The sequence below is a fragment of the [Flexibacter] sp. ATCC 35103 genome (assembly GCF_001975985.1).
Lineage (GTDB): Bacteria > Bacteroidota > Bacteroidia > Flavobacteriales > Flavobacteriaceae > Flavobacterium.
The window spans coordinates 140,799-160,974 of sequence record NZ_MTQF01000007.1 but is presented as its reverse complement, the minus strand read 5'-3'; the positions used below and the strand labels follow the sequence as shown (position 1 = coordinate 160,974).

Below are 20,176 nucleotides of genomic sequence, written 5' to 3'. Positions count from 1 at the left end.
TTTATATTTTAAGCCAACTTGTTGGTATTATATCATTAATATTTATAGAATTGTCATTAAACCAAAGTTTTGGAGCAATTACAATTTTATTCTGATTTTTATTGAGCCATGCACCCCACCAGCTAAAACTACTATTTGCTATAACATTATGTTTACAGGAAGCCATTAATTTTAAATCTTCGAAATTCGTTGAAGCATCATTAAAGTCAATAAATACTGTTTCATGATTTGTTGAGAAATTTGATTTAACCCAATTTATATCATCAGAAAAAACAAAAAAAACAGGGTTGGTTATCTTTTCTTCTATTATTTCTAAAGCTTTCTTATAGTATTCTTCTTTACTTGTATTGTGTAAAGGATTGTTTAAATAATCTCCTCGTCGAATATGTATTGAAACAGAATTTACAGTTTCAATTTTTGCAATTGTATCTGTAGTAATCTTTTTTAATGGTGTACGTATTTCAAAATCTTCCCGAATTTCTTTTTCGTATTTTTTAAAATATTTTTCTGACTGAAAATAACCATCTAAAAATATAGTATCTCCTTTTAAATTAAAAAGATCCTGGTTATAACCAAAATCAACTTCTTTATAGGAAGTATTTTTTTGATAAAAACTTTTTATTTTTTTAAAATATCTGTTTGGTTTGTTATAGACATTAGAAATAATATTAAAGTGATTTAATGCGTAGTTGTGCAATTTATAACTTTCAAATTGTGAGACATCTATATAAAGTTTCTGTTCTGTTTCTAAAGCAAAAGCTTTAGCTGCTGCATATTGAAACAACTGATTCCCTAAACCTCCAATTAACTGAACTACAATCATTATTTTTTTAATAAATTCTCAATAACTAATAAGTCTTCTTCTAGAAGCTCAGGATAATTTCCGCAATAAAAACCATTTGCATGCATCATATCTGCACCTGGCATATCATAAAGGTCTTTTACATATTTTTTATAAAAGGGCTGCTCTTGCATATTTCCGGCAATCATGGGTCTGATTTCTACTCCGGCCTGAGTAAATTTATCCAGATAATGTTTTCGTAATTCCGGCGTTTTGCAAACAAATGGAAAAGCGAACGTAGACAATCTGTTTATATGATTGTGTTTTAGATAAACAAAATCCGGATTGTCTTTTATAATATTTTCTATTCGCAAATAATTTTGTTCTCTTTTACTAATGTTTTCTTCTAAAAACTGCATTTGATATTGTCCTAGAAAACCGGTGATTTCAGTAGGCCTAAAATTATATCCTAAATCATAGAACGTATATTTAGCCTGAAATTCTGACTGAATATCGAATTTTCCTCTCCATTTTTCCTGTTGTTCAGCAGTAAGGTTTCTATCCCATCCGTTGGCTCTTACAATTCTAAGCATTTCGGCAAAATCATCATCACTTGTGCAAACCATTCCTCCTTCTATAGTTGACATATGATGTGCTACAAAAAAAGAAAAGCTTCCTCCAATTCCAAAATTACCGGTAGTTCCCTCTGGTAATTCGGTTCCTAATGATTCACAATTATCTTCTATTAAAATAATATTCCTATCGTTACAAATTTGTTTTATAGTATTTATATCTCCTGTAAAACCAAGAATATTGGTTATAAATAAAGCTTGCAAATCTGTTGTTTTCAATCTTTCTAAAAGATGATACGACATTGTATTCAATGTATCAGGTTCACAATCGAGTGCAACAGGAACCATACCTAACTGAATAATTGGCATTGTATTAGTTGACCAGGTTAATGCTGAAAAAGCTACTTTATCACCATCTTTTAATTTTCCTAAATTTTTTAATGCCTGCAGCATCGCTAAGTTTGCGCTGCCACCACTATTAAACAATACAGCGTGTTTAGACTTTTGATACTGAGCAAATTTATCTTCAAATTTTTTACACTCAATATCCATACTTAATCTGTCTGCAGTAAGAATAAAATCAGCCAAAGCTTTTTTAGTCTGTTCTTCTTTAAGAAATGCTTTTCGCATTAAGGGTATTTTCATTTTTTAATTTTATTAAAATATGGTTTTTCTAAGTATTCATAAATATAAATTGACACTAAAACGGCAAAAGAAAATGATATTATATATTCTAAAAGCATCGATATAAAACTAGGTATATTTAGATACATTATCAATTTGGCAGTAAGATTTAGTTTTGTTATTATAAAACAATGAATAATATAAAAAGAGTAACTAACCATTCCTAACAATTGCATAAAGCTATTAACGAGCAAAAATTCCAGTCTGTTTCCTTTTATTAGATTACCCAGAATTATCAGAAAAAAACCTATTTGAACTGTTATATAAAATATTGCGCTATAAAGTTTACTTGTTGCAATAGATGTTACCCAATTAAGGTTCTGCCAACCATACATTTGAAAAAATATGATAAAAAAACCCAGAATAACAATCAACTCTTTGTATTTTAATAAAATCTTAGATTGATTGATTTTTGTATGATATTTTGCTAAAGCAATACCAAAAAAGAAACCTAAAAATCTAACTGGCTCTTCTAGTATATGCTGCTCAATAAAAAAATGAATTAAGAGAATTGATATAAATATTAACAATAGAAACAGAATACTTGTGGTAATTTTATTTGGAAGTATAATATATAATATACCTGCTAAAATATAAAAATATATTTCGTAAACCAATGACCATGTGACTATAACAATACTTGAACTTGAATTAAAAATATTTAAAAAAAAAATATTGTCTAAAATGATCTTTATATTAAATCCTTTATAAATCATAAAGGGAATAATTAAAATAAAAATAATCACAGGTAATAATCGAGAATATCTTTTGTACATAAATTGTATAAAAGATATTTTATTATTATGATTAGTTAAAGATTTGTAGATTAAAAATGAACTAATTAAAAAAAAGCAATCTACCCCAATATGACCTGAATGTAAAAACTTAATAATTGGCTTAAAAGCAGAATCCTGACTTAGAAAGTAATCTTTCTTTTGAAATTTTCCGAAAAAATGAACACCAAACACCAATAAAATAGCAAAACCTCTTAATCCTTCAATGAAAGAATATTTATTAGTATTAGGGTTTAATTTTAGCGCATTAGTAATCATTTCAATTTCTTATAACTTTCTATTACCTCTTCTATACCTGTTTCTAATAATTTAGAAGGCTTAAATCCTTCTTTTATCATATTAGACACATCCATACATTTTTTAAGCATTCCGTTTGGTTTGGTATCATCCCACAAGATCTCTCCGGAATATTCAACCTTAGAAGAAATTAACTCGGCTAATTCTTTTATACTAATATCTGTTCCGGGACCTACATTAATACAATCAGGAGAATTATAATTTTCGAAGAAATATAAAATGGCTTTAGAAAAATCCTCAACATGCAAAAATTCTCTTCTTGCAATTCCTGTTCCCCATAACGTGATTGATGAAGCATTATCGTTTTTAGCGTCTGTAAATCTTTTTACTAATGATGATAAAACATGAGCATGATTTAGATCAAAGGTATCATTAGAGCCATATAAGTTACTCGGAATTAAAGTAATTCCATTAAACCCATATTGTTTATGGTAAGTTTCTAATAATTTAATTCCTGCAATTTTTGCAATTGCATATCCTTCGTTTGTTGGTTCCAGTTTCCCGTCTAGAAGATATTCTTCTTTCATTGGTTGTGGCGAAACTGCAGGATAAATGCAAGAGCTTGCAATAAATACAAACTTTTTCACATTGTATTTATGTGCCGAATTTATAACATTAGACTGCATCATTAAATTATCATACAAGAAAATTGCAGGATTATCAATATTAGCTTTAATACCTCCAACCTTTGCTGCAATATGAATTACATATTCAGGTCTTTCTTTATTAAAAAAATCATCAACTTCTTGCTGATTAATTAAATCTAAAGTTTTGTGTGTTGTTGTTATAATATTAGAATAACCGTTTTCTTTAAAAAAATTTAAAGTTATAGAACCCAGCATCCCTGTATGACCTGTAATATATATTTTAGCGTCTTTATTTATCATCCTGTTCAAATAATCCTGTTAGCTCTAATTTTTCTATTATCGTTCTGGCTTCATTTAAATCTTTAGACCACCAATCAGATTCCTGAATACTCTGTATTATTAAATCCGTGAATCTCATTTTAATAAATTTTGCAGGAGATCCTGCTACAACTTCAAAGGGTTTTACATCTTTGTTTACAAATGAATTTGCACCAATTACTGCACCATCCCCTATAGTAACACCCCTTCGTATCACTGAATTGGTACCGATCCAGACATCGTTTCCAATCACACATTCCTTTTCAGTTAGTGTATCCCAAGCATTTTTATAAAAGATGCTATTTGTCGAAACTCTGTTTATTTTGTGCTCTCCTATACCAATACTCACATTACCCGCTATAGAGCAATATCTTCCAATTTTTGATTTGGTTATTATACTATTAAATCCAATATAAGTATATTCTCCAATTTTATTCTCACCACTTAATATTACCGAAGACATAATTTCGACATTGCGAAATTTACCATGATTTGGGTTTACCAACAAATTCTCTCTTTTAGCTAATCTGAGATTAATAGTTCTATAAATCCGTTTTAATATTTTTCTCATCTTACTAAAACTCTTTTTATTTTGCTTAAAAATTGAACCAAAGCATTCTTCTTATTTATTTCAAATTCAGATCTTATTTTTACAAATTCCTTTTTTGAACGAATGCTTTTCTTGTCTAATATTTTGACCAAAAAAGGAAAAAAGTTATCTCTATGAAGACTTTCAAATGATTCTTTCCTGAGTAGTTCTAATCTTTTTTCAAATTCACTTTGTTCGATTGCGTTCTCAATTATTTTCACACTTGATTCAAAATCATCTATGTTAATTCTAATAAAAGATTCTTTATTGACTATCTTTTCTAAATTAGGACATCCATAATAAAATGGTAATGTATGAGTATATAAGCAGTCAAAGAATTTTTCTGTAACCCAATCGTCACAATAATCATTTTCTATTGCTATTGAATACTTATAATTCGCTAAAACATCCCATTTATCCTCAAAATCAATTATTCCTCTTCCGTAAACATCTAACTGATCTCCAAAATGTTCTTTCAATTTTTCAACAAAATTAACTCTTTTCCTATGTCCTTCGGTAAAGGCTTTATTAGAGGAAACAACCGAAATTAATTTTGTTTTATCCGGAGTTTGCAGAGAACTCAACTCATCAAATGATTTCCCAATAAACCAAGGATTTGCATTATGAGAATAAATAATATTTTTATGTTTTAATTCTCTTTGTACCGTGATGATTGTACCAAATTGATCTAAGAATTTCTGAGTAAACTTAGAACTTGTATTATAACACTCTCCAGGAATAAAAATAACATTTTCAGGATTGCATTTTACAGTTTCTGTTTCTATTTTATAATCGGTATATACAATCCAAAAATCACACTCTTTTAGATTATCGTCAATAACGAATTTGTAATCTCCCCAAATCTGTGAGAAATTTGAAGTTTGTCTAAAAAGAGGCCAATCATAATTAAATGTTAGTTTAACGATTTTCATTGCTTACAATTTTTTCCATTCTGGATTTAAAAAGAAAAGACCTGCTGCTCTTGGTAAATTTCTTATTGTATATTTACCTCCGTCCATAATTTGAAAAGACAATGCATTTTCAATACTGTCAAATATTTGATGTCCTGTTGTAGTATTACTGGTTAAACTTATCGTATATATACCCGGGAAAAGTCTTACATCTTTTATAGTTACGATGTACTCTTCCTGCTCTGTTAGATGATTTAATTCAAAATTTGAATCTCTTCCCATAATGTGAAATATGGGCATTTCATCAGAAGATTTTATTTGAATTCCAACTTCAGATTTTGCTTCGTTGGTGTTATTTTTTAATTTGAATTTAATATTTAAATCATCACCAATAGAAAACTCGTATTTTAATTTCTCGAACTGGTCACTGATCTCTGCCGAAATAAATTGCATATTTCCAGTACCTAGTCGCTTTGTATCTGAATCAAAAACAACACTATGTTCTGTAGAATTCGCATTATCTGAATAAACATCTAATGACTCATCAATATTACCTGTAAATTTAATTTTGCCATTTTCCAGCACAATTCCTCTGGTGCACAAACTCTTTACTGCTGCCATATTATGGCTCACAAATAAAACAGTTCTCCCCTGCCCTTTAGAGATATCCTGCATTTTTCCGATAGCTTTTTTCTGAAACTCTGCATCTCCAACTGCTAAGACCTCATCTACAACCAAAATTTCAGGTTCTAAAAAAGCGGCTACTGCAAAAGCTAACCGAACTGTCATTCCTGAACTATATCTTTTTACAGGAGTATCAATATATCTTTCGCAACCAGAAAACTCTATAATTTCATCGAGTTTTGATGTTATTTCTTTTTTGGTCATGCCTAAAATAGCGCCATTCAAAAAAACATTCTCACGACCGGTCATTTCTCCATTAAATCCTGTACCTACTTCAAGGAGCGAAGCAATTCGACCACGAGATTTTATACTTCCTGTAGTTGGCGCTGTTACTTTTGAAAGTATTTTTAAAAGTGTTGATTTTCCGGCTCCATTTTTACCAATAATGCCCAGAACCTCTCCTCTCTGTACTTCAAAATTAATATCTTGTAAAGCCCAAACATAATCTGAATCACCTTTTGTCGAGCGATCATTTGTATCACCAATCTTTAAATAAGGATTTTCTTTACCACGTATTTGATGCCACCAACGATTTAAATCATGGCTTAAAGTTCCAGTTCCTACTTGTCCTAAACGATATTGCTTAGAGATGTTTTCGGCTTTTAGTATAATATCCTTTTCCAATTTCAATTGTAATTATATTTTATTAACTCCCAACTATTGCATCTAAACAGTGTCTATAAAACTCTTTTCAGTTTTATTAAAAAACAAAAGGCCTATAAAAAATACCAGTATAGTTATAGTCAAGGTATAGATTAGTCCTAAAAGTGAAATTTCTCCAATATCAAGAAGCATATAACGGGCTGTTTCAATAATATATGCAAGCGGATTATATTCTACAAGCCAGCCAAATTCCGGCAATTTTTTCTTAATCAATTCCATTGGATACATTACTGCTGATAAGTACATCAATAACTGTATTCCAAAACTAACCAAATACGTAAAATCTCTATATTTTGTGACCAAAGAAGAGATAAGCATCCCTAATCCTAATCCTAAAATTCCCATGAATGCAATTAAAATGGGGAATAAGATCAACGTATTATTAATTGTCAGATTACTTCCGGTAAAATAATAAAAAAGATAAAAGGCAATAAAAATCAAGAATTGAATTCCGAATTTTATTAAGTTAGAAATTACAACAGATAAGGGTGTTATAATTCTGGGAAAATATACTTTACCAAAAATTGCTGCATTGACCTTAAAAGTATCTGATGTACCGGTTAAACAAGCTGTAAAATAACTCCACACTGTTATTCCTGCCAGATTAAATAAGAATGGCGGAACAGTTCCGGTATCAATACCTGCAACATTATTGAATATTATTGTAAATGTTACTGAGGTAAATAAAGGCTGGATAAGATACCACAGCGGTCCTAAAACAGTTTGTTTGTAAACTGTTATTACATCCCGCTTTACAAAAAGAAACAGCAAATCTCTATATTGCCAGACTTCCTTTAAATTCAATGAGAAGAATTTATTTTTAGGTGTTATCTCAAACAACCAATCATTGGGGGTATTGTTGTCGTTCATTTTATATTTTACAATTAAATTGTAATGGTTCTATTCTTGCATTTTTCATCGAATTAACAAGATTTTTATTCATGTATAAATTATCACTAAAGCAAAAAGGCGTTTTTGAAAAAAACACCTTTTTAATATTATTTAGAATAAAATTCGATTTATCGTAAGAAAACTACTTGTCTAAAATTTCGAAAGCTGAATTCATGCTTTTAAATTCCGGAACAATTTTTTTCATTTTAGTTACAATATCATCATTGTCATAAAAATCAGCGATACCTATTAGCTCATCAATTTCGATATGTAAATTTTCATATTCATCTTGTATTTCCTGAGCGATCATTATTTTATTATGATATGTTGGTAACGTTTTAGAGGTATCATTTAATAATTCTTCATATAATTTTTCTCCAGGTCGTAGTCCAACAATTTTTATCTTGATCTCTTTATCAGGAATAAAGCCTGCAAGTTTGATCATTTTTTTTGCCAAATCTATTATCTTAACTGGTTTGCCCATGTCAAATATGTAAATTTCACCTCCGTTACCCATTGCTCCGGCTTCTAATACCAGTTGGCAAGCTTCAGGGATAGTCATAAAATAACGAATAATATCCTGATGCGTTATGGTAACTGGTCCACCTTCTGCAATTTGTTTTGTAAATAAAGGAACTACTGATCCGTTTGATCCTAACACATTTCCAAAGCGAGTTGTAATAAATTTGGTAGCACCATCAACATTTTCTCTCTGATTTTTTAAAAATAAAGACTGAACATATTTTTCTGCTATTCTCTTACTGGCTCCCATAACATTGCTTGGGTTTACAGCTTTATCTGTTGATACCATAACAAATTTCTTAACATGGTACTTGCAGGATAAATCAGCAAGATTTTTAGTTCCCTTAATATTTGTTTGTATAGCTTGCGAAGGATTTTCCTCCATTAAAGGAACATGTTTGTAAGCTGCCGCATGAAAAACAACATGAGGATTGTAATTTTTAAAAACTTTATCTAATGCTTTTTTACTTCTTACGTCAGCAATTACAGCTACAATTTTTGTTTCAGAACCTAAGGTTAAAGTTTCGAGACAAAGATTATGAAGTGGTGTTTCGGCATGATCTAAAATAATGACCATTTTAGGATTAAAGCCTAATACTTGTCTTACTATCTCACTACCAATTGATCCTGCCGCTCCTGTAATAAGAATCGTTTTATCTTTTAGTTGTTTTGAAATTGATTTACTGTCCAGAACTATCGGTTTTCTTTCTAATAAATCTTCAATCTGAATATTCTTTACTTTTTGAGATATCTCTTTTTGATTTTCCCAGTCTGAAATCAATGGTACAGTATATACTCTGTAATTGAATTCCAAACATTGGTCTACTATAATTAATTGTTCTTCTTTAGATAAACTTTTATCAGCAATAATTACACCTTCTGCAGCTACAGAACGCATTAAAGCGGGTAATTTTTTTCTTAAAATCAAAATTGGCAAATCTAACATTCGTTTAGATGCATTTTGATTATTTTTATCTACAAATCCAACAATTTTAAATCTCGAAGGAGTCTCAAATTTTAATGCATTAGCCACCGAAATCGCATTAGCATCAGTTCCATAAATTACTGTTCTAATTAATTTAGAATTGGTTTTTTCTGAAAAATATAATTCGAAAGTTTGTTTCACTATCACACGATATAAAAACAAACCACAAAATGACAAGACTAAATTGATAAAAAGTGCTGTGTTTAAGAATGCTTTATGTCCTGTATATAATTCAAATACTAAATTAAAAAATAAGAAAAACACTAAAACCGACATTTGAGAAAACAGCAGTTTTATAGCATCAATATAAGAAGAGTGGCGAATAATACCGGAATAAGTTCTAAAAAGCCAAAAGAAAAACACATTTATGGTAATTAGACTCGAAACAAAATAAAATTGATGTGAGGTAATTATATATCCTAATGCCGTTCCTTCAAAAAGCATATACGTAAAAGTAAATGAAAAAATCAAAACCATTACATCTATAGCAATAATAATCCATCTAGGCAAATAGCTAAGATTATTAATACTGCTTCTTAGATTCCTTGGAGAGAAGAAATTATGCAAAAAAGAGACTATTTTAGTTTGTTTATCTGTATCCAATTTGGTTTAGTTTGATTTTGTAAACTACACATAAGTTACAAAAGTACAAATTAAAGGTTTTAAAAAATTATTTCTTAGTGTAAATTAGATTTTAACACCTTTTTTCTTTTGTTTTAAAAATTCTATTAAATAAGTCCCGTAACCGGATTTAACTAATGGTAAAGCAAGTTCTTCAAGCTGAGAGTCATTTATAAATCCTTGTCTCCAGGCAATTTCTTCAATACAACCTACTTTTAATCCTTGTCTTTCTTCAAGCACCTGAACAAATTGTCCTGCTTGCATTAAACTATTAAAAGTTCCTGTATCCAACCATGCTGTACCTCTGCTTAAAATTCCAACTTTTAAGGATTCTTTTTCAAGATAAACTTTATTGACATCTGTAATTTCATATTCACCGCGAGCACTTGGTTTTATATTTTTGGCAATTTCAACAACAGAATTATCATAAAAATATAAACCTGGAACGGCATAACTAGATTTAGGCTCAATTGGTTTTTCTTCTATAGAAATCGCTTTATAATTTTCATCAAACTCAACAACTCCGTATCGTTCAGGATCTGAAACATGATACGCAAAAACTACTCCACCTTTTGGTTTTGTGTTTGATTTTAAAAGCTCTTGCATATTGGACCCAAAAAATATATTATCTCCTAATATTAAAGCTACATCATCATTACCAATAAATTCTTCACCAATAACAAATGCCTGTGCTAATCCATTAGGAATTGCTTGTTCAGCATAACTGAAATTACAGCCTAAACTGGAACCATCTCCTAATAATTTTTTAAAATTTGGTAAATCATGTGGTGTTGATATAATCAATATTTCGTTTATACCAGACATCATTAAAGTTGACAGTGGATAATAAATCATTGGTTTATCATAAACCGGCATCATTTGCTTGCTCATCGCAAGAGTTAATGGATGTAAACGGGTACCAGATCCTCCGGCCAAAATAATTCCTTTCATAAATTTTCATTTAAGATTTTAGATTGTTCTTATCGAAACTAAAATCAATATATTTTATTATTTAAACATTTTTTTCAAACTCTCTTTATAATTGGGAATATCCAAATTATAAAAAGTTTTTATTTTTTTCTTATCTAATAATGAAAATTCCGGACGCTTTGCGGGAGTTGGGTATGATGCTGAAGGTATCCCGCCAACATTACAATTATATCCTCCCAATTCTTTTATACTCAACGCAAACTCGTACCAACTTATTTCACCCTCATTTGAATAATTGTAGATACCTGGAATCCATTCAGCCGATTTTAGAATAGCAATCATTGCCTGAGCTAAATCAGCTGCATATGTAGGAGAACCTATTTGATCATTAACCACGTTAATACTTTCTCTTTCTTGCATTAAGCGTTGCATGGTTTTCACGAAATTATTCCCAAATGTACTATAGACCCAAGAAGTTCGTATAATAATTGAATTTAGGTTTTCTTTTAAACAAGCAATTTCACCAGCTCTTTTACTAGCCCCATAAACGTTTATAGGATTTGTTTCTTCCTCTTCATTTAAAGCGATTGAAGATGATCCGTCAAAAACATAATCTGTAGAAATATGAATTAATCGAATATTATTGCTCAACGTATATTTTGCAATTAATTCTACTGCCAGATGATTTACTGCAAAAGCCAATTCTTTTTCTGTTTCGGCTTTATCAACTGCTGTATAAGCTCCACAATTAAAGATTATATTTGGTTGAATACTTTCTAATTGACCTTGAAGAATTTCTAAATGATCTAAAGTAATCTTAGTTCTGTCAGCAAAAATCCATTCATATTCCGGATAATTTGATGCCAGAACAGCCAGTTCAGATCCCAACTGTCCGTTTGCTCCTGTTACAAGAATTCTTTCCATTAAAATAAACTATTACAATTGTCAATAAAAGGAAGAATCTGGTCTTTCTCAGAGACAATTGCCTCTTCTAAATTCATTCCCCAATCAATATTTAGTGAAGGATCATCAAACTTAATTCCTCCTTCAGAAGCTTTATTATAAAACTGATCACATTTATACATTACTGATGCAGTTTCACTAATAACTGAAAATCCATGAGCAAAACCTTGTGGAACTAACAATTGCTTTTTATTTTCGGCTGACAATAAAACACTAAAAGATTTTCCGTAAGTAGGAGAATCTTTTCTTAAATCTACAGCAACATCAATAATTTCGCCCTCTAAAACACGAACTAATTTTGTTTGTGCAAAAGGTGGATTTTGGTAATGCAAACCTCTTAAAGTTCCTTTTTTAGAAAACGATTGATTGTCCTGGACGAAATTTATATCAATTCCTAAATCTTCGAATTTAGTTTTACTGTATGATTCAAAAAAATAGCCTCTTTCATCCCCAAAAACGGTTGGTTCTACAACTACTAAATCTTTTATAAATGTTTCTTCGATTTTCATATTAAAATATAATTCTTCTTTATTTTTATTTTAATTAAAAAAGGATTCTATTACCTCTTTAATTCTATTTTTATCTTCAATTGTTAGGCTTGAACCTGATGGCAAACATAATCCTTTTTCAAATAAATCTTCAGCGATTTTATTTCCATAATAAGGATATTTTTCAAAGATTGGTTGCAGGTGCATTGGTTTCCATAGTGGACGTGTTTCAATATTTTGATTTTCAAATGCTATTCTTAAATTTTCTGCGTCTATACCTTTTTCTTTATTTGGTTCAATTAAAATAGTGCTTAACCAATAATTAGAATAATAATCTTCATTTAAAACTTCGAAAAGCTTTACGCTTTCTAATTCTTTAAATATTTCTTTGTAAAAAGAATGATTTTCTCTTCGAGCAATTACATTTTTATCTAAAATTTTAATCTGACCGAGACCTATTCCGGCGCAGATATTACTCATTCTATAATTATAACCAATATCACTATGCTGATAATGAGCAGCGTCATCTTTAGACTGATTAGCATAAAAAATTGCTTTTTCTTTGAAATCAATAGAACTCGAAATCAATGCACCTCCACTAGAAGTGGTAATTATTTTATTTCCATTGAATGAAAGAATTCCAAATGAGCCAAAAGTACCACATTTTTTACCTTTATATGAACTCCCAAGAGCTTCTGCACTGTCCTCTATAATTGGAATCCCATATCTATCAGCAATAGCATGTATTTCATCAATTTTATAAGGGCTACCATACAAATGTACTGTAATAATTGCTTTAGGCTTTTTTCCTTTTTTAATTCTGTCTTTAATCGCTATTTCAAGGCTTTCCGGACAAATATTCCATGTTTCCAATTCGCTATCAATAAAAACGGGAATAGCATTTTGATATAAAATAGGATTAGCCGAAGCTGAAAAAGTCAAGCTTTGGCAAATAACCTCATCTCCTGATTTTACCCCTAATAAAATTAAAGCCAAATGAATTGCTGAGGTTCCCGAATTTAAAGCAGTTGTAAATGATCCATCTTTAAGATAGTTCTCTAAAATTTCCTCAAATTCATCAACATATGGTCCACCAGAAGTTATCCAATTTGTTTCTAAAGCTTTCTGAATATATTCTTTTTCGAAACCACTTTGTTGAGAAAGAGATAAATAGATTTTGTTTTTATCCATTTATTTTCCAATAATCTGCCACAAAGCGAACATCGTCATCACTAACATTTGATAATGGTAAAGTAGAAAATGAAATTAGTTTCGAATCTTTTTCTAAAGATTCTATAGCATTCGCATAACCTGAAGGTATATGAACTATTTTACTATCGCTGGCAGAAACAATTATAGTTTCAACAATTAAATCTTTTGATGGATTTTCCCAATTATCTATTTTAACAAAATGAATTTTAAAAGATCCATTTAAACAATAAAAATTTTTGGCATCTAATTTATGCCCTTGCCATGCACGAATTGGATTTTCATCAGAATTACTAATGATGTAGAATCTTTCAATATCCTTAAAACTAAAATCATTTACAAACGAAATAGTTCCGCGATGATCTGAAAAATTTCCACCTTGAATTATTTCAGGAATCATTTATTTGGTTTTAAATTCTTATTTTTTAATAAATAAAATTTCAAAGTATAGATTAAAAGCAAAGGGACAATTATAATAATAAATAATAATAAATCCTGCACTTTTTGATATAGAACAACTACTAAGACAGAAACCAGTATTTGTGTAATAGCATAATATAATGACACTAATCTATGTTGAATTTTACATTCGTTACTTAAAACCTGATATAAATGCAAACGATGTGCCTGAAAAATATTCTGTCTTAAGTACAAGCGGTGGATTATCGTGCAAATAGCATCTACTCCATAAACAGCCAAAAACAAAAGCCATATAACTGAATTCGTTACCAGAATAAGTTTCAAAATTAAATAAATAACCCAAAACGCAATTGCAATACTACCAATATCACCAGCAAAGCATTTTGCTTTTTTTCTATAATTAAAAAACAGAAAAACCAAACTGGCAATCATTGCATACTTTATAAAAACAGCATCAATAAAAAACTGAATATTTTTATTAACGTATAATAATGAGCCCATAACTGCAAGAGTGTATAAACCGGTTATTCCGTTGATACCATCCATAAAGTTATAAGCGTTAATTAATCCTATAGCCAGAATGTAAGTAATGATAATTGCGTATACAGGCATTAAATCAAAAATTTCCAGATCGTAGAAAATTAATGTAATAGCTAAAAAATGAACTGAGATTCTAATTTTATTGGATAAACTTTGAATATCATCCCAGAAACTGACTAAACTTACTAATGTAATTCCGGTAAAGAAAAAGTAATTACTTTCAACATGTTGTATGAAATATATTAAGGCAGAAAACCAAAAAATAATTCCGCCACCTCTTAACGTAATTTCAGTATGAGAGCTTCTTTCGTTTGGTTTGTCAATGATATTAAAATGATTGGCAACTCTAAAATAAAGTAACATCAAAATCATTAAAAGAATTCCCAGTATTGTGTATTGCATTGTTATTTATAAAACTTTTATTAATATTTAAAATTATTATCTTTTTACTTCTTTAATTCGTCTATCACTTTTATAATTTTTCTATCAGTAAGTAAAAAAATTTTAACGCCTAAAACATTATTATGAGATTTTAAATAATAAGGACTTATAAGGAATAAATTTAAATTCATCTTTTAAAGTACTTTCACTATCAATTTTTATAGCTCTAAAATAAGGTAATATGTAAAAGCATAATATAAAACCTATGAGTAGAAATTTCCTGTTACGTATGCTATAACGAATAATATCAGCCACTAAAATTATTTCAAATATTCTGAAATAGATATAGACTCGTGTTAATTCTCTGGATTCTGAAAATATATTTAAAAAAAAGATAGAGCAAACATAAAACAACAATAAATATCTTTGATAATCATTTTGAAAACCTTCTTTATCAAAATATTTAATTACTAAAAACCCCATTACATTCATTATTAATAACTTCAGCAAAGGAACTGGAATCGCTTCACTTGAAACATAATACAAATAATGAGAGTCTTGAAGTAACAAACTCAACCAATAAATCACTCCTATTTGTGATATAATGAATGAAATCACTATCAGAATATATAAATGATAGTTTTTTATCGAATCTTCATACCTATAAATTAGAAAAAAAATAATAAAAGGTATCAAACAACTATAATGCAAAGAAATCCCCATTATCATCAAAAAAACATATGTAATGTATTTTTTATCTACTAAAAAAGTGAAAGCATAAAATGCTAATGTAACAGACAAGTATTGCCTTATATATGTAAAAGAATACAAGAATAAAACTGGAATCAGAAAATAAAGCAGCAAAGGAAGACTCCTTTTTTTAGTATATTTTTTGATTGCCAGATAGGCAAACAAATAGGTAAAAAATGAAAAAGTAAAAAAGAGAAGCTTATAATCGAGATGTAAATACCGAAAGATTTTCATAATAAACAAAAAACCAAATTCAACACTGTCATCTCTGGTTCCCTTAAGGTACCAATTAGTATAACTATTATAATCCCACCCTATTCTGTCCCTTAATCCTCCAACTAAAACTAAAATCGCTAAAATCGCTAAGCTACAAGCTTTATCCAAACGTGGATATTTATAGCTTATAAAAAACAGGGATAACATTATTAATAATAGTAAAGCGTAAAAAATCATATTTACTATTTATTTTATTTATTTCTCATGTCATACTGTATAATTAGTTTTATTCTAGTAGCGATATTTTCTTCATTACATTTTAATCTTTTAAGAAAAAGAAATTTAATTTATAACAGTTTAATTGTCAAAAACTGCCAAATGACACTGCTATTGAAAACTTTTAATTGTTTTAACAAGTCCTTGCTCAGCAGTATAGGGAAGTTTTTCAATACCAATGGCTGATTTTATTTTATGATTTGAGACTTTGTAATTTTCTGTTAACTTTTGAATAGTCTCTGAATTAAGAGGGAATTTTAATAAATCCCCCCCTCTACCAATTACATTTATTAGTATTTTTGGAATTGCAATCGACAAATTTTTCTTATTTAAAACTAAAGATATTATTTGAACTAATTTGTTTGTAGACAAAAACTCATCATCAGAAAAATTATAAATCCCAGAAGGTATAGTTTTATTTTCAAGAATTTCTTTAACCATAAAATTGAGGTTATCGATTCCTAAAAATGATCTTTGATTTTCAAAAGCTGCTAAAGGATAAGGAATCCTTTTTTTTACTACATTATAAAGTAAATTTAAGTTTCCTTTATTTCCTGGACCATGAATCATACAGGGCCTTATTATAAAAAATCTTTTCCCTTTAGGTAATTCTTTAGATAAAATATATTCTTCAGCTTTAAGTTTAGATTCACCATATGGAGTTTTAGGATTAGCTTTAACATCCTCAGACAAAACATCAAAAACATCATCAGCAGCTGCTTTCACACTGCTGAAATAAATAAAATCTTTAATATCACTTTCTAAAAACGCATTGAACAATTCTTTTGTTAAATCTGTATTTACTTTAAAGTATTCTGAAACATCAGTAGTTTTTTTTGTATCGTGAGCTTTACCGGCAAGATGAATAATTGCATCACCCGTAAAATTATTTTTCCAATTTAAATTCCGCAAAGAAATTTTATCAATTGAATACAATTGATCTGACAAATAATCGGAAAGATTTTTACCCACAAATCCTGATGATCCTGTAATCTTTATTTTCATTTATCTAAATTGAGACAGTGCCTTCTTATTAATATTCTTTCTTTCGTTATCTAAAAACCAACCCCATTTATTAAAATAAGTTATTGCTGAATTTAAAAAAATCCTGAACAATCTACCATTTTTATTGGCCCCGGAATCATAACCATGATAAACAGAAACTAATGGAAAATATATTGTTTTATAATGTTGATGCATTCTTCTGGATAAATCCCAATCTTCAAAATACATAAAAAATTTATCGTCATACATTCCAACTTTTTTAATAGCCTCTAAATTTAACAATGTAAAACATCCTGAAAGTACAGGAGCATCATAAATCATTTCTTTTGCAACTTGCCTTAACTCATATTGATTTATAAATTTTTCATATGCCTTTGCTGGTTTTTTAAATTTCCTCCACAATATACTAAATGGACTTGGTAACAATTTTGGTAAATTTTGAACAGTTCCATCTAGATTTAATATTTGTGGCATCATCATTCCAATAGACAAATCTTCTTCCATAAAGTTAATCATTGAAGAGATCACATCCTGATCAAAATAAATATCCGGATTAACTATAAAATGGTATTTGACTCCTGATTCTAAAGCTTTTTCTATTGCAATATTATGAGCTGCACCAAAACCTGGATTCGAAGGATTGTGTATGTATATTATTTGTGAATTATAATCTGAAAAAGTTTTCAGATCATTTGTTGGTGAGTTATCAATTAAATAAAGTTTTAAATTTTCTTTTGTTTTAAAGATACTATCTATTACTCTTGACAATTCACTTTTATCAGTTTGATATAATACAATAGAAGCCGTAGCATTGTTTAATGATAACATTTAAAGTTATTTTTTATAAATATGCTTAGTTTCGACAATTCTTTTTCCTGTGAACTTTCTAACCATTTGTCTTAAAAATGCATCTGCCCTCAAAAAAACATTTTTAACTTGTTCATCAGGTCTACCGTAAAATGATGTTACATGAAAATATTCAGATGCTTCTGCCGGTTTTTTTGAAAAATAATAATTCGAAACACAACATCTTTTCCCTTGTGCTGTGACTTTACTTACAGAATGAATAGAAGTTTTATTGGTTACCATTAAAACCAAACGATTAAATTTAGAATGAATAACTCTTTGCGGTTTTCCCATTCCGTTATCCCACAGTTCTAAATTCCCTCCATTATTGATATCCCAATCTGGTGTTACGTAATATAATAGATTTAACACACGATAATTTTCTCTGTCATTATCATGTGAATTGTCTAGATGTGGATTTAGGAAATTACCAGTAGCCATTAAACTAATTCCTCCTGCATATAGTTTCTCATCAGGTATCATTTCTTTTAAGCCTGTAATTTCTTCAACTAGTTTTACAATTCTATCATCTTGAAACGCAAAAACAGCTTCTTCTAATAATGGATTATACAAATCCATCTGTGCCGCAATTCGTTTATTTTCTCTTAAAGATTTATGCAATGCCATTTCTTCAGGAGAAGGATATGCTTCATATATTTCTTTAGCTACCTCTTCAGGTAAAAGATCATCTATAAAACATGAATTAATCCTTCCTGTTTGATTAAACTCTTCTCTTAATTTTTCTTTAGAAACAGTTAATTTATCAAAAATTAAGTCTGCCAAATAAATTCTATTTAATTTCATAATGATATATTATATTCTTATCCATTTATTAATTTCAAAATCATATTTTTTTACAACTTTTGCAGGGCTACCTACAGCTATACTATAATCCGGTATATTTTTAGTAACGACTGATAATGCACCAATAACACAACCTTTTCCTATATTAACTCCAGGTAAAATACAAACCGATTCGCCTATCCATACATTATCTCCAATAATAACCGGTTTACAAACTGACTCTCTTTCTATTGGTATACTCATTGGATGATCACTAACCAAATCATCATAACTTCCGTGATTATGATCTGATATATAGATTTTACTTGCCATTAAAACATTATCTCCTATAATAATTGAACCAATAGCACCAATGTGAACATAATCGTTTATTTGAACGTTTTTGCCTATTTTTATACATGTATCACCTGTATGTCCATCAACAGGAAACACTTCTATTCTACAACCAAACCCTGCTGTAAAATTTTCTCCTATTTTAATATACTTTTTATTACGTATATCAAATGGCAATCGTATTAATCTTGCCTTTCTAAAAAAAAGCTTAGTGTAAATTAACGATAAAAAAAGCCTAATGGACCCTAAAAAACCATATCTTTCTAACATAATTATTCTTTCAAAAGTAAAAAACCATCAACTCTACCCTTAATAGCAAGCCAATATTTTTGTCGTTCATAAGTTGAGAAAATATTTAAAAAATATCTCACCACCTGGTACATTAAGGACATTAAAAACACAGAAAATATAATAAGATTAGAATTTTTTCTCATAATAGCAGCGTATCCATAAGCATAATTATAAATCTTATCATTTGTCATTGATAACACATCCAATTTAGGATGCCACACTTGAATAGTGGGAGAATACCATACATTATATTTTTTAATTGCACGTATCACATAATCCAACTCTTCTCCAGAAGAAATTTTAGATCCTACTCCATAATTTTCATTAAAGAGTATTTTAATTCTTGCGAAACATGTAATTGCTGAATATCTTACACTAAAATTAATTAAATTTAACTTTTTTTGTGTTTTTGGCCAATTTCGCATCACATTAGTATTTGTGCTTCGTTCAAATACACTCCCATAAACTACATCAACTTTTGGATTTGCATCAAAAAAATTGAGTGCATTTGAAATTGTATCAGGATAAAATGTGCAATCATCATCAGGAAAAGTTATTATCGATCCTTTTGCTAAATCTATTCCTTTATTTTTAGCTTTAGACAATCCTTTAAAGTCAGCTTTATAATGAACAAGATTAAATTTGGTACTATAATAATTTATTAAAGGATCTAAATTTAATTTGTCGTTTTGATCTACAACTATAACTTCAAAAATTTCAAAATCGCAATCTTGATTTGCGAGGGTTTCAAAAAGCAGCTCCACTTCTTTATATCGTCCATAGGTAGAAACTATAAGACTAATTTTTATATCCATTTAATATTTA

The 20,176-nt window shown here is 29.1% G+C and carries 21 protein-coding genes; all 21 read right to left on the bottom strand.

Annotated features, from left to right (window positions below; translation table 11 throughout):
- Window position 1: 1 nt before the first annotated feature.
- Window positions 2–823, bottom strand: coding sequence for an alpha-1,2-fucosyltransferase (locus BXU01_RS15915; RefSeq protein ID WP_083694106.1), 822 nt, complete (start codon window positions 821–823; stop codon window positions 2–4).
- Window positions 823–1,998: a DegT/DnrJ/EryC1/StrS aminotransferase family protein gene (locus BXU01_RS15910; protein ID WP_255373782.1), complete on the bottom strand. Its 1,176-nt coding sequence runs from the start codon at window positions 1,996–1,998 to the stop codon at window positions 823–825. Before BXU01_RS15910 ends, BXU01_RS15915 begins: the two co-directional genes overlap by 1 nt.
- A complete protein-coding gene (locus tag BXU01_RS15905) occupies window positions 1,995–3,089 on the bottom strand; it encodes an acyltransferase (RefSeq protein WP_083694105.1) in 1,095 nt (364 codons plus the stop codon). The genes BXU01_RS15910 and BXU01_RS15905 overlap by 4 nt, the downstream gene beginning before the upstream one ends.
- On the bottom strand, window positions 3,086–4,015 hold the full coding sequence (locus tag BXU01_RS15900) for a GDP-L-fucose synthase (protein ID WP_083694104.1): 930 nt from the start codon (window positions 4,013–4,015) through the stop codon (window positions 3,086–3,088). The genes BXU01_RS15905 and BXU01_RS15900 overlap by 4 nt, the downstream gene beginning before the upstream one ends.
- Window positions 4,005–4,604 carry a CatB-related O-acetyltransferase gene (locus tag BXU01_RS15895; RefSeq protein WP_083694103.1) on the bottom strand — a complete coding sequence of 200 codons (600 nt, stop codon included), beginning with the start codon at window positions 4,602–4,604 and terminating at the stop codon, window positions 4,005–4,007. Before BXU01_RS15895 ends, BXU01_RS15900 begins: the two co-directional genes overlap by 11 nt.
- Complete coding sequence (locus BXU01_RS15890; protein ID WP_083694102.1) at window positions 4,601–5,554, bottom strand: glycosyltransferase family 10 domain-containing protein; 954 nt, start codon at window positions 5,552–5,554, stop codon at window positions 4,601–4,603. The genes BXU01_RS15895 and BXU01_RS15890 overlap by 4 nt, the downstream gene beginning before the upstream one ends.
- A 3-nt stretch (window positions 5,555–5,557) precedes the next feature.
- Window positions 5,558–6,841 (bottom strand): ABC transporter ATP-binding protein, encoded by a 1,284-nt coding sequence (locus BXU01_RS15885; RefSeq protein WP_083694101.1) that lies wholly within the window; start codon window positions 6,839–6,841, stop codon window positions 5,558–5,560.
- A 42-nt stretch (window positions 6,842–6,883) separates the two neighbouring features.
- Window positions 6,884–7,750: an ABC transporter permease gene (locus BXU01_RS15880; protein WP_083694100.1), complete on the bottom strand. Its 867-nt coding sequence runs from the start codon at window positions 7,748–7,750 to the stop codon at window positions 6,884–6,886.
- A 163-nt stretch (window positions 7,751–7,913) separates the two neighbouring features.
- Window positions 7,914–9,881 (bottom strand): nucleoside-diphosphate sugar epimerase/dehydratase, encoded by a 1,968-nt coding sequence (locus BXU01_RS15875; RefSeq protein ID WP_083694099.1) that lies wholly within the window; start codon window positions 9,879–9,881, stop codon window positions 7,914–7,916.
- Between the two features lie 84 nt (window positions 9,882–9,965).
- The gene (gene rfbA, locus BXU01_RS15870) at window positions 9,966–10,850 is read right to left on the bottom strand and encodes a glucose-1-phosphate thymidylyltransferase RfbA (protein ID WP_083694098.1); all 885 of its coding nucleotides are present in this window, start codon (window positions 10,848–10,850) and stop codon (window positions 9,966–9,968) included.
- A 57-nt stretch (window positions 10,851–10,907) separates the two neighbouring features.
- Complete coding sequence (rfbD, locus tag BXU01_RS15865; RefSeq protein ID WP_083694097.1) at window positions 10,908–11,753, bottom strand: dTDP-4-dehydrorhamnose reductase; 846 nt, start codon at window positions 11,751–11,753, stop codon at window positions 10,908–10,910.
- Window positions 11,753–12,301, bottom strand: coding sequence for a dTDP-4-dehydrorhamnose 3,5-epimerase (gene rfbC, locus BXU01_RS15860; RefSeq protein ID WP_083694096.1), 549 nt, complete (start codon window positions 12,299–12,301; stop codon window positions 11,753–11,755). Before rfbC ends, rfbD begins: the two co-directional genes overlap by 1 nt.
- Window positions 12,302–12,331: 30 nt before the next feature.
- Complete coding sequence (locus tag BXU01_RS15855) at window positions 12,332–13,471, bottom strand: DegT/DnrJ/EryC1/StrS aminotransferase family protein (protein WP_083694095.1); 1,140 nt, start codon at window positions 13,469–13,471, stop codon at window positions 12,332–12,334.
- Window positions 13,464–13,889, bottom strand: a complete 426-nt coding sequence (locus tag BXU01_RS15850) for a WxcM-like domain-containing protein (RefSeq protein WP_083694094.1) — start codon at window positions 13,887–13,889, stop codon at window positions 13,464–13,466. Before BXU01_RS15850 ends, BXU01_RS15855 begins: the two co-directional genes overlap by 8 nt.
- Window positions 13,886–14,851 carry a glycosyltransferase family 4 protein gene (locus BXU01_RS15845; protein WP_083694093.1) on the bottom strand — a complete coding sequence of 322 codons (966 nt, stop codon included), beginning with the start codon at window positions 14,849–14,851 and terminating at the stop codon, window positions 13,886–13,888. Before BXU01_RS15845 ends, BXU01_RS15850 begins: the two co-directional genes overlap by 4 nt.
- A 120-nt stretch (window positions 14,852–14,971) precedes the next feature.
- Window positions 14,972–16,033 (bottom strand): EpsG family protein, encoded by a 1,062-nt coding sequence (locus BXU01_RS15840; protein ID WP_083694092.1) that lies wholly within the window; start codon window positions 16,031–16,033, stop codon window positions 14,972–14,974.
- A gap of 150 nt (window positions 16,034–16,183) precedes the next feature.
- Window positions 16,184–17,077: an NAD-dependent epimerase/dehydratase family protein gene (locus BXU01_RS15835; RefSeq protein WP_083694091.1), complete on the bottom strand. Its 894-nt coding sequence runs from the start codon at window positions 17,075–17,077 to the stop codon at window positions 16,184–16,186.
- The gene (locus BXU01_RS15830; RefSeq protein WP_083694090.1) at window positions 17,078–17,905 is read right to left on the bottom strand and encodes a glycosyltransferase; all 828 of its coding nucleotides are present in this window, start codon (window positions 17,903–17,905) and stop codon (window positions 17,078–17,080) included.
- Window positions 17,906–17,911: 6 nt separating this feature from the next.
- Window positions 17,912–18,727: a 2OG-Fe(II) oxygenase gene (locus BXU01_RS15825; protein WP_123774075.1), complete on the bottom strand. Its 816-nt coding sequence runs from the start codon at window positions 18,725–18,727 to the stop codon at window positions 17,912–17,914.
- A 9-nt stretch (window positions 18,728–18,736) separates the two neighbouring features.
- Complete coding sequence (locus BXU01_RS15820; protein ID WP_083694088.1) at window positions 18,737–19,330, bottom strand: DapH/DapD/GlmU-related protein; 594 nt, start codon at window positions 19,328–19,330, stop codon at window positions 18,737–18,739.
- Window positions 19,331–19,332: 2 nt separating this feature from the next.
- On the bottom strand, window positions 19,333–20,166 hold the full coding sequence (locus BXU01_RS15815; protein ID WP_083694087.1) for a glycosyltransferase family 2 protein: 834 nt from the start codon (window positions 20,164–20,166) through the stop codon (window positions 19,333–19,335).
- Window positions 20,167–20,176: the final 10 nt, after the last annotated feature.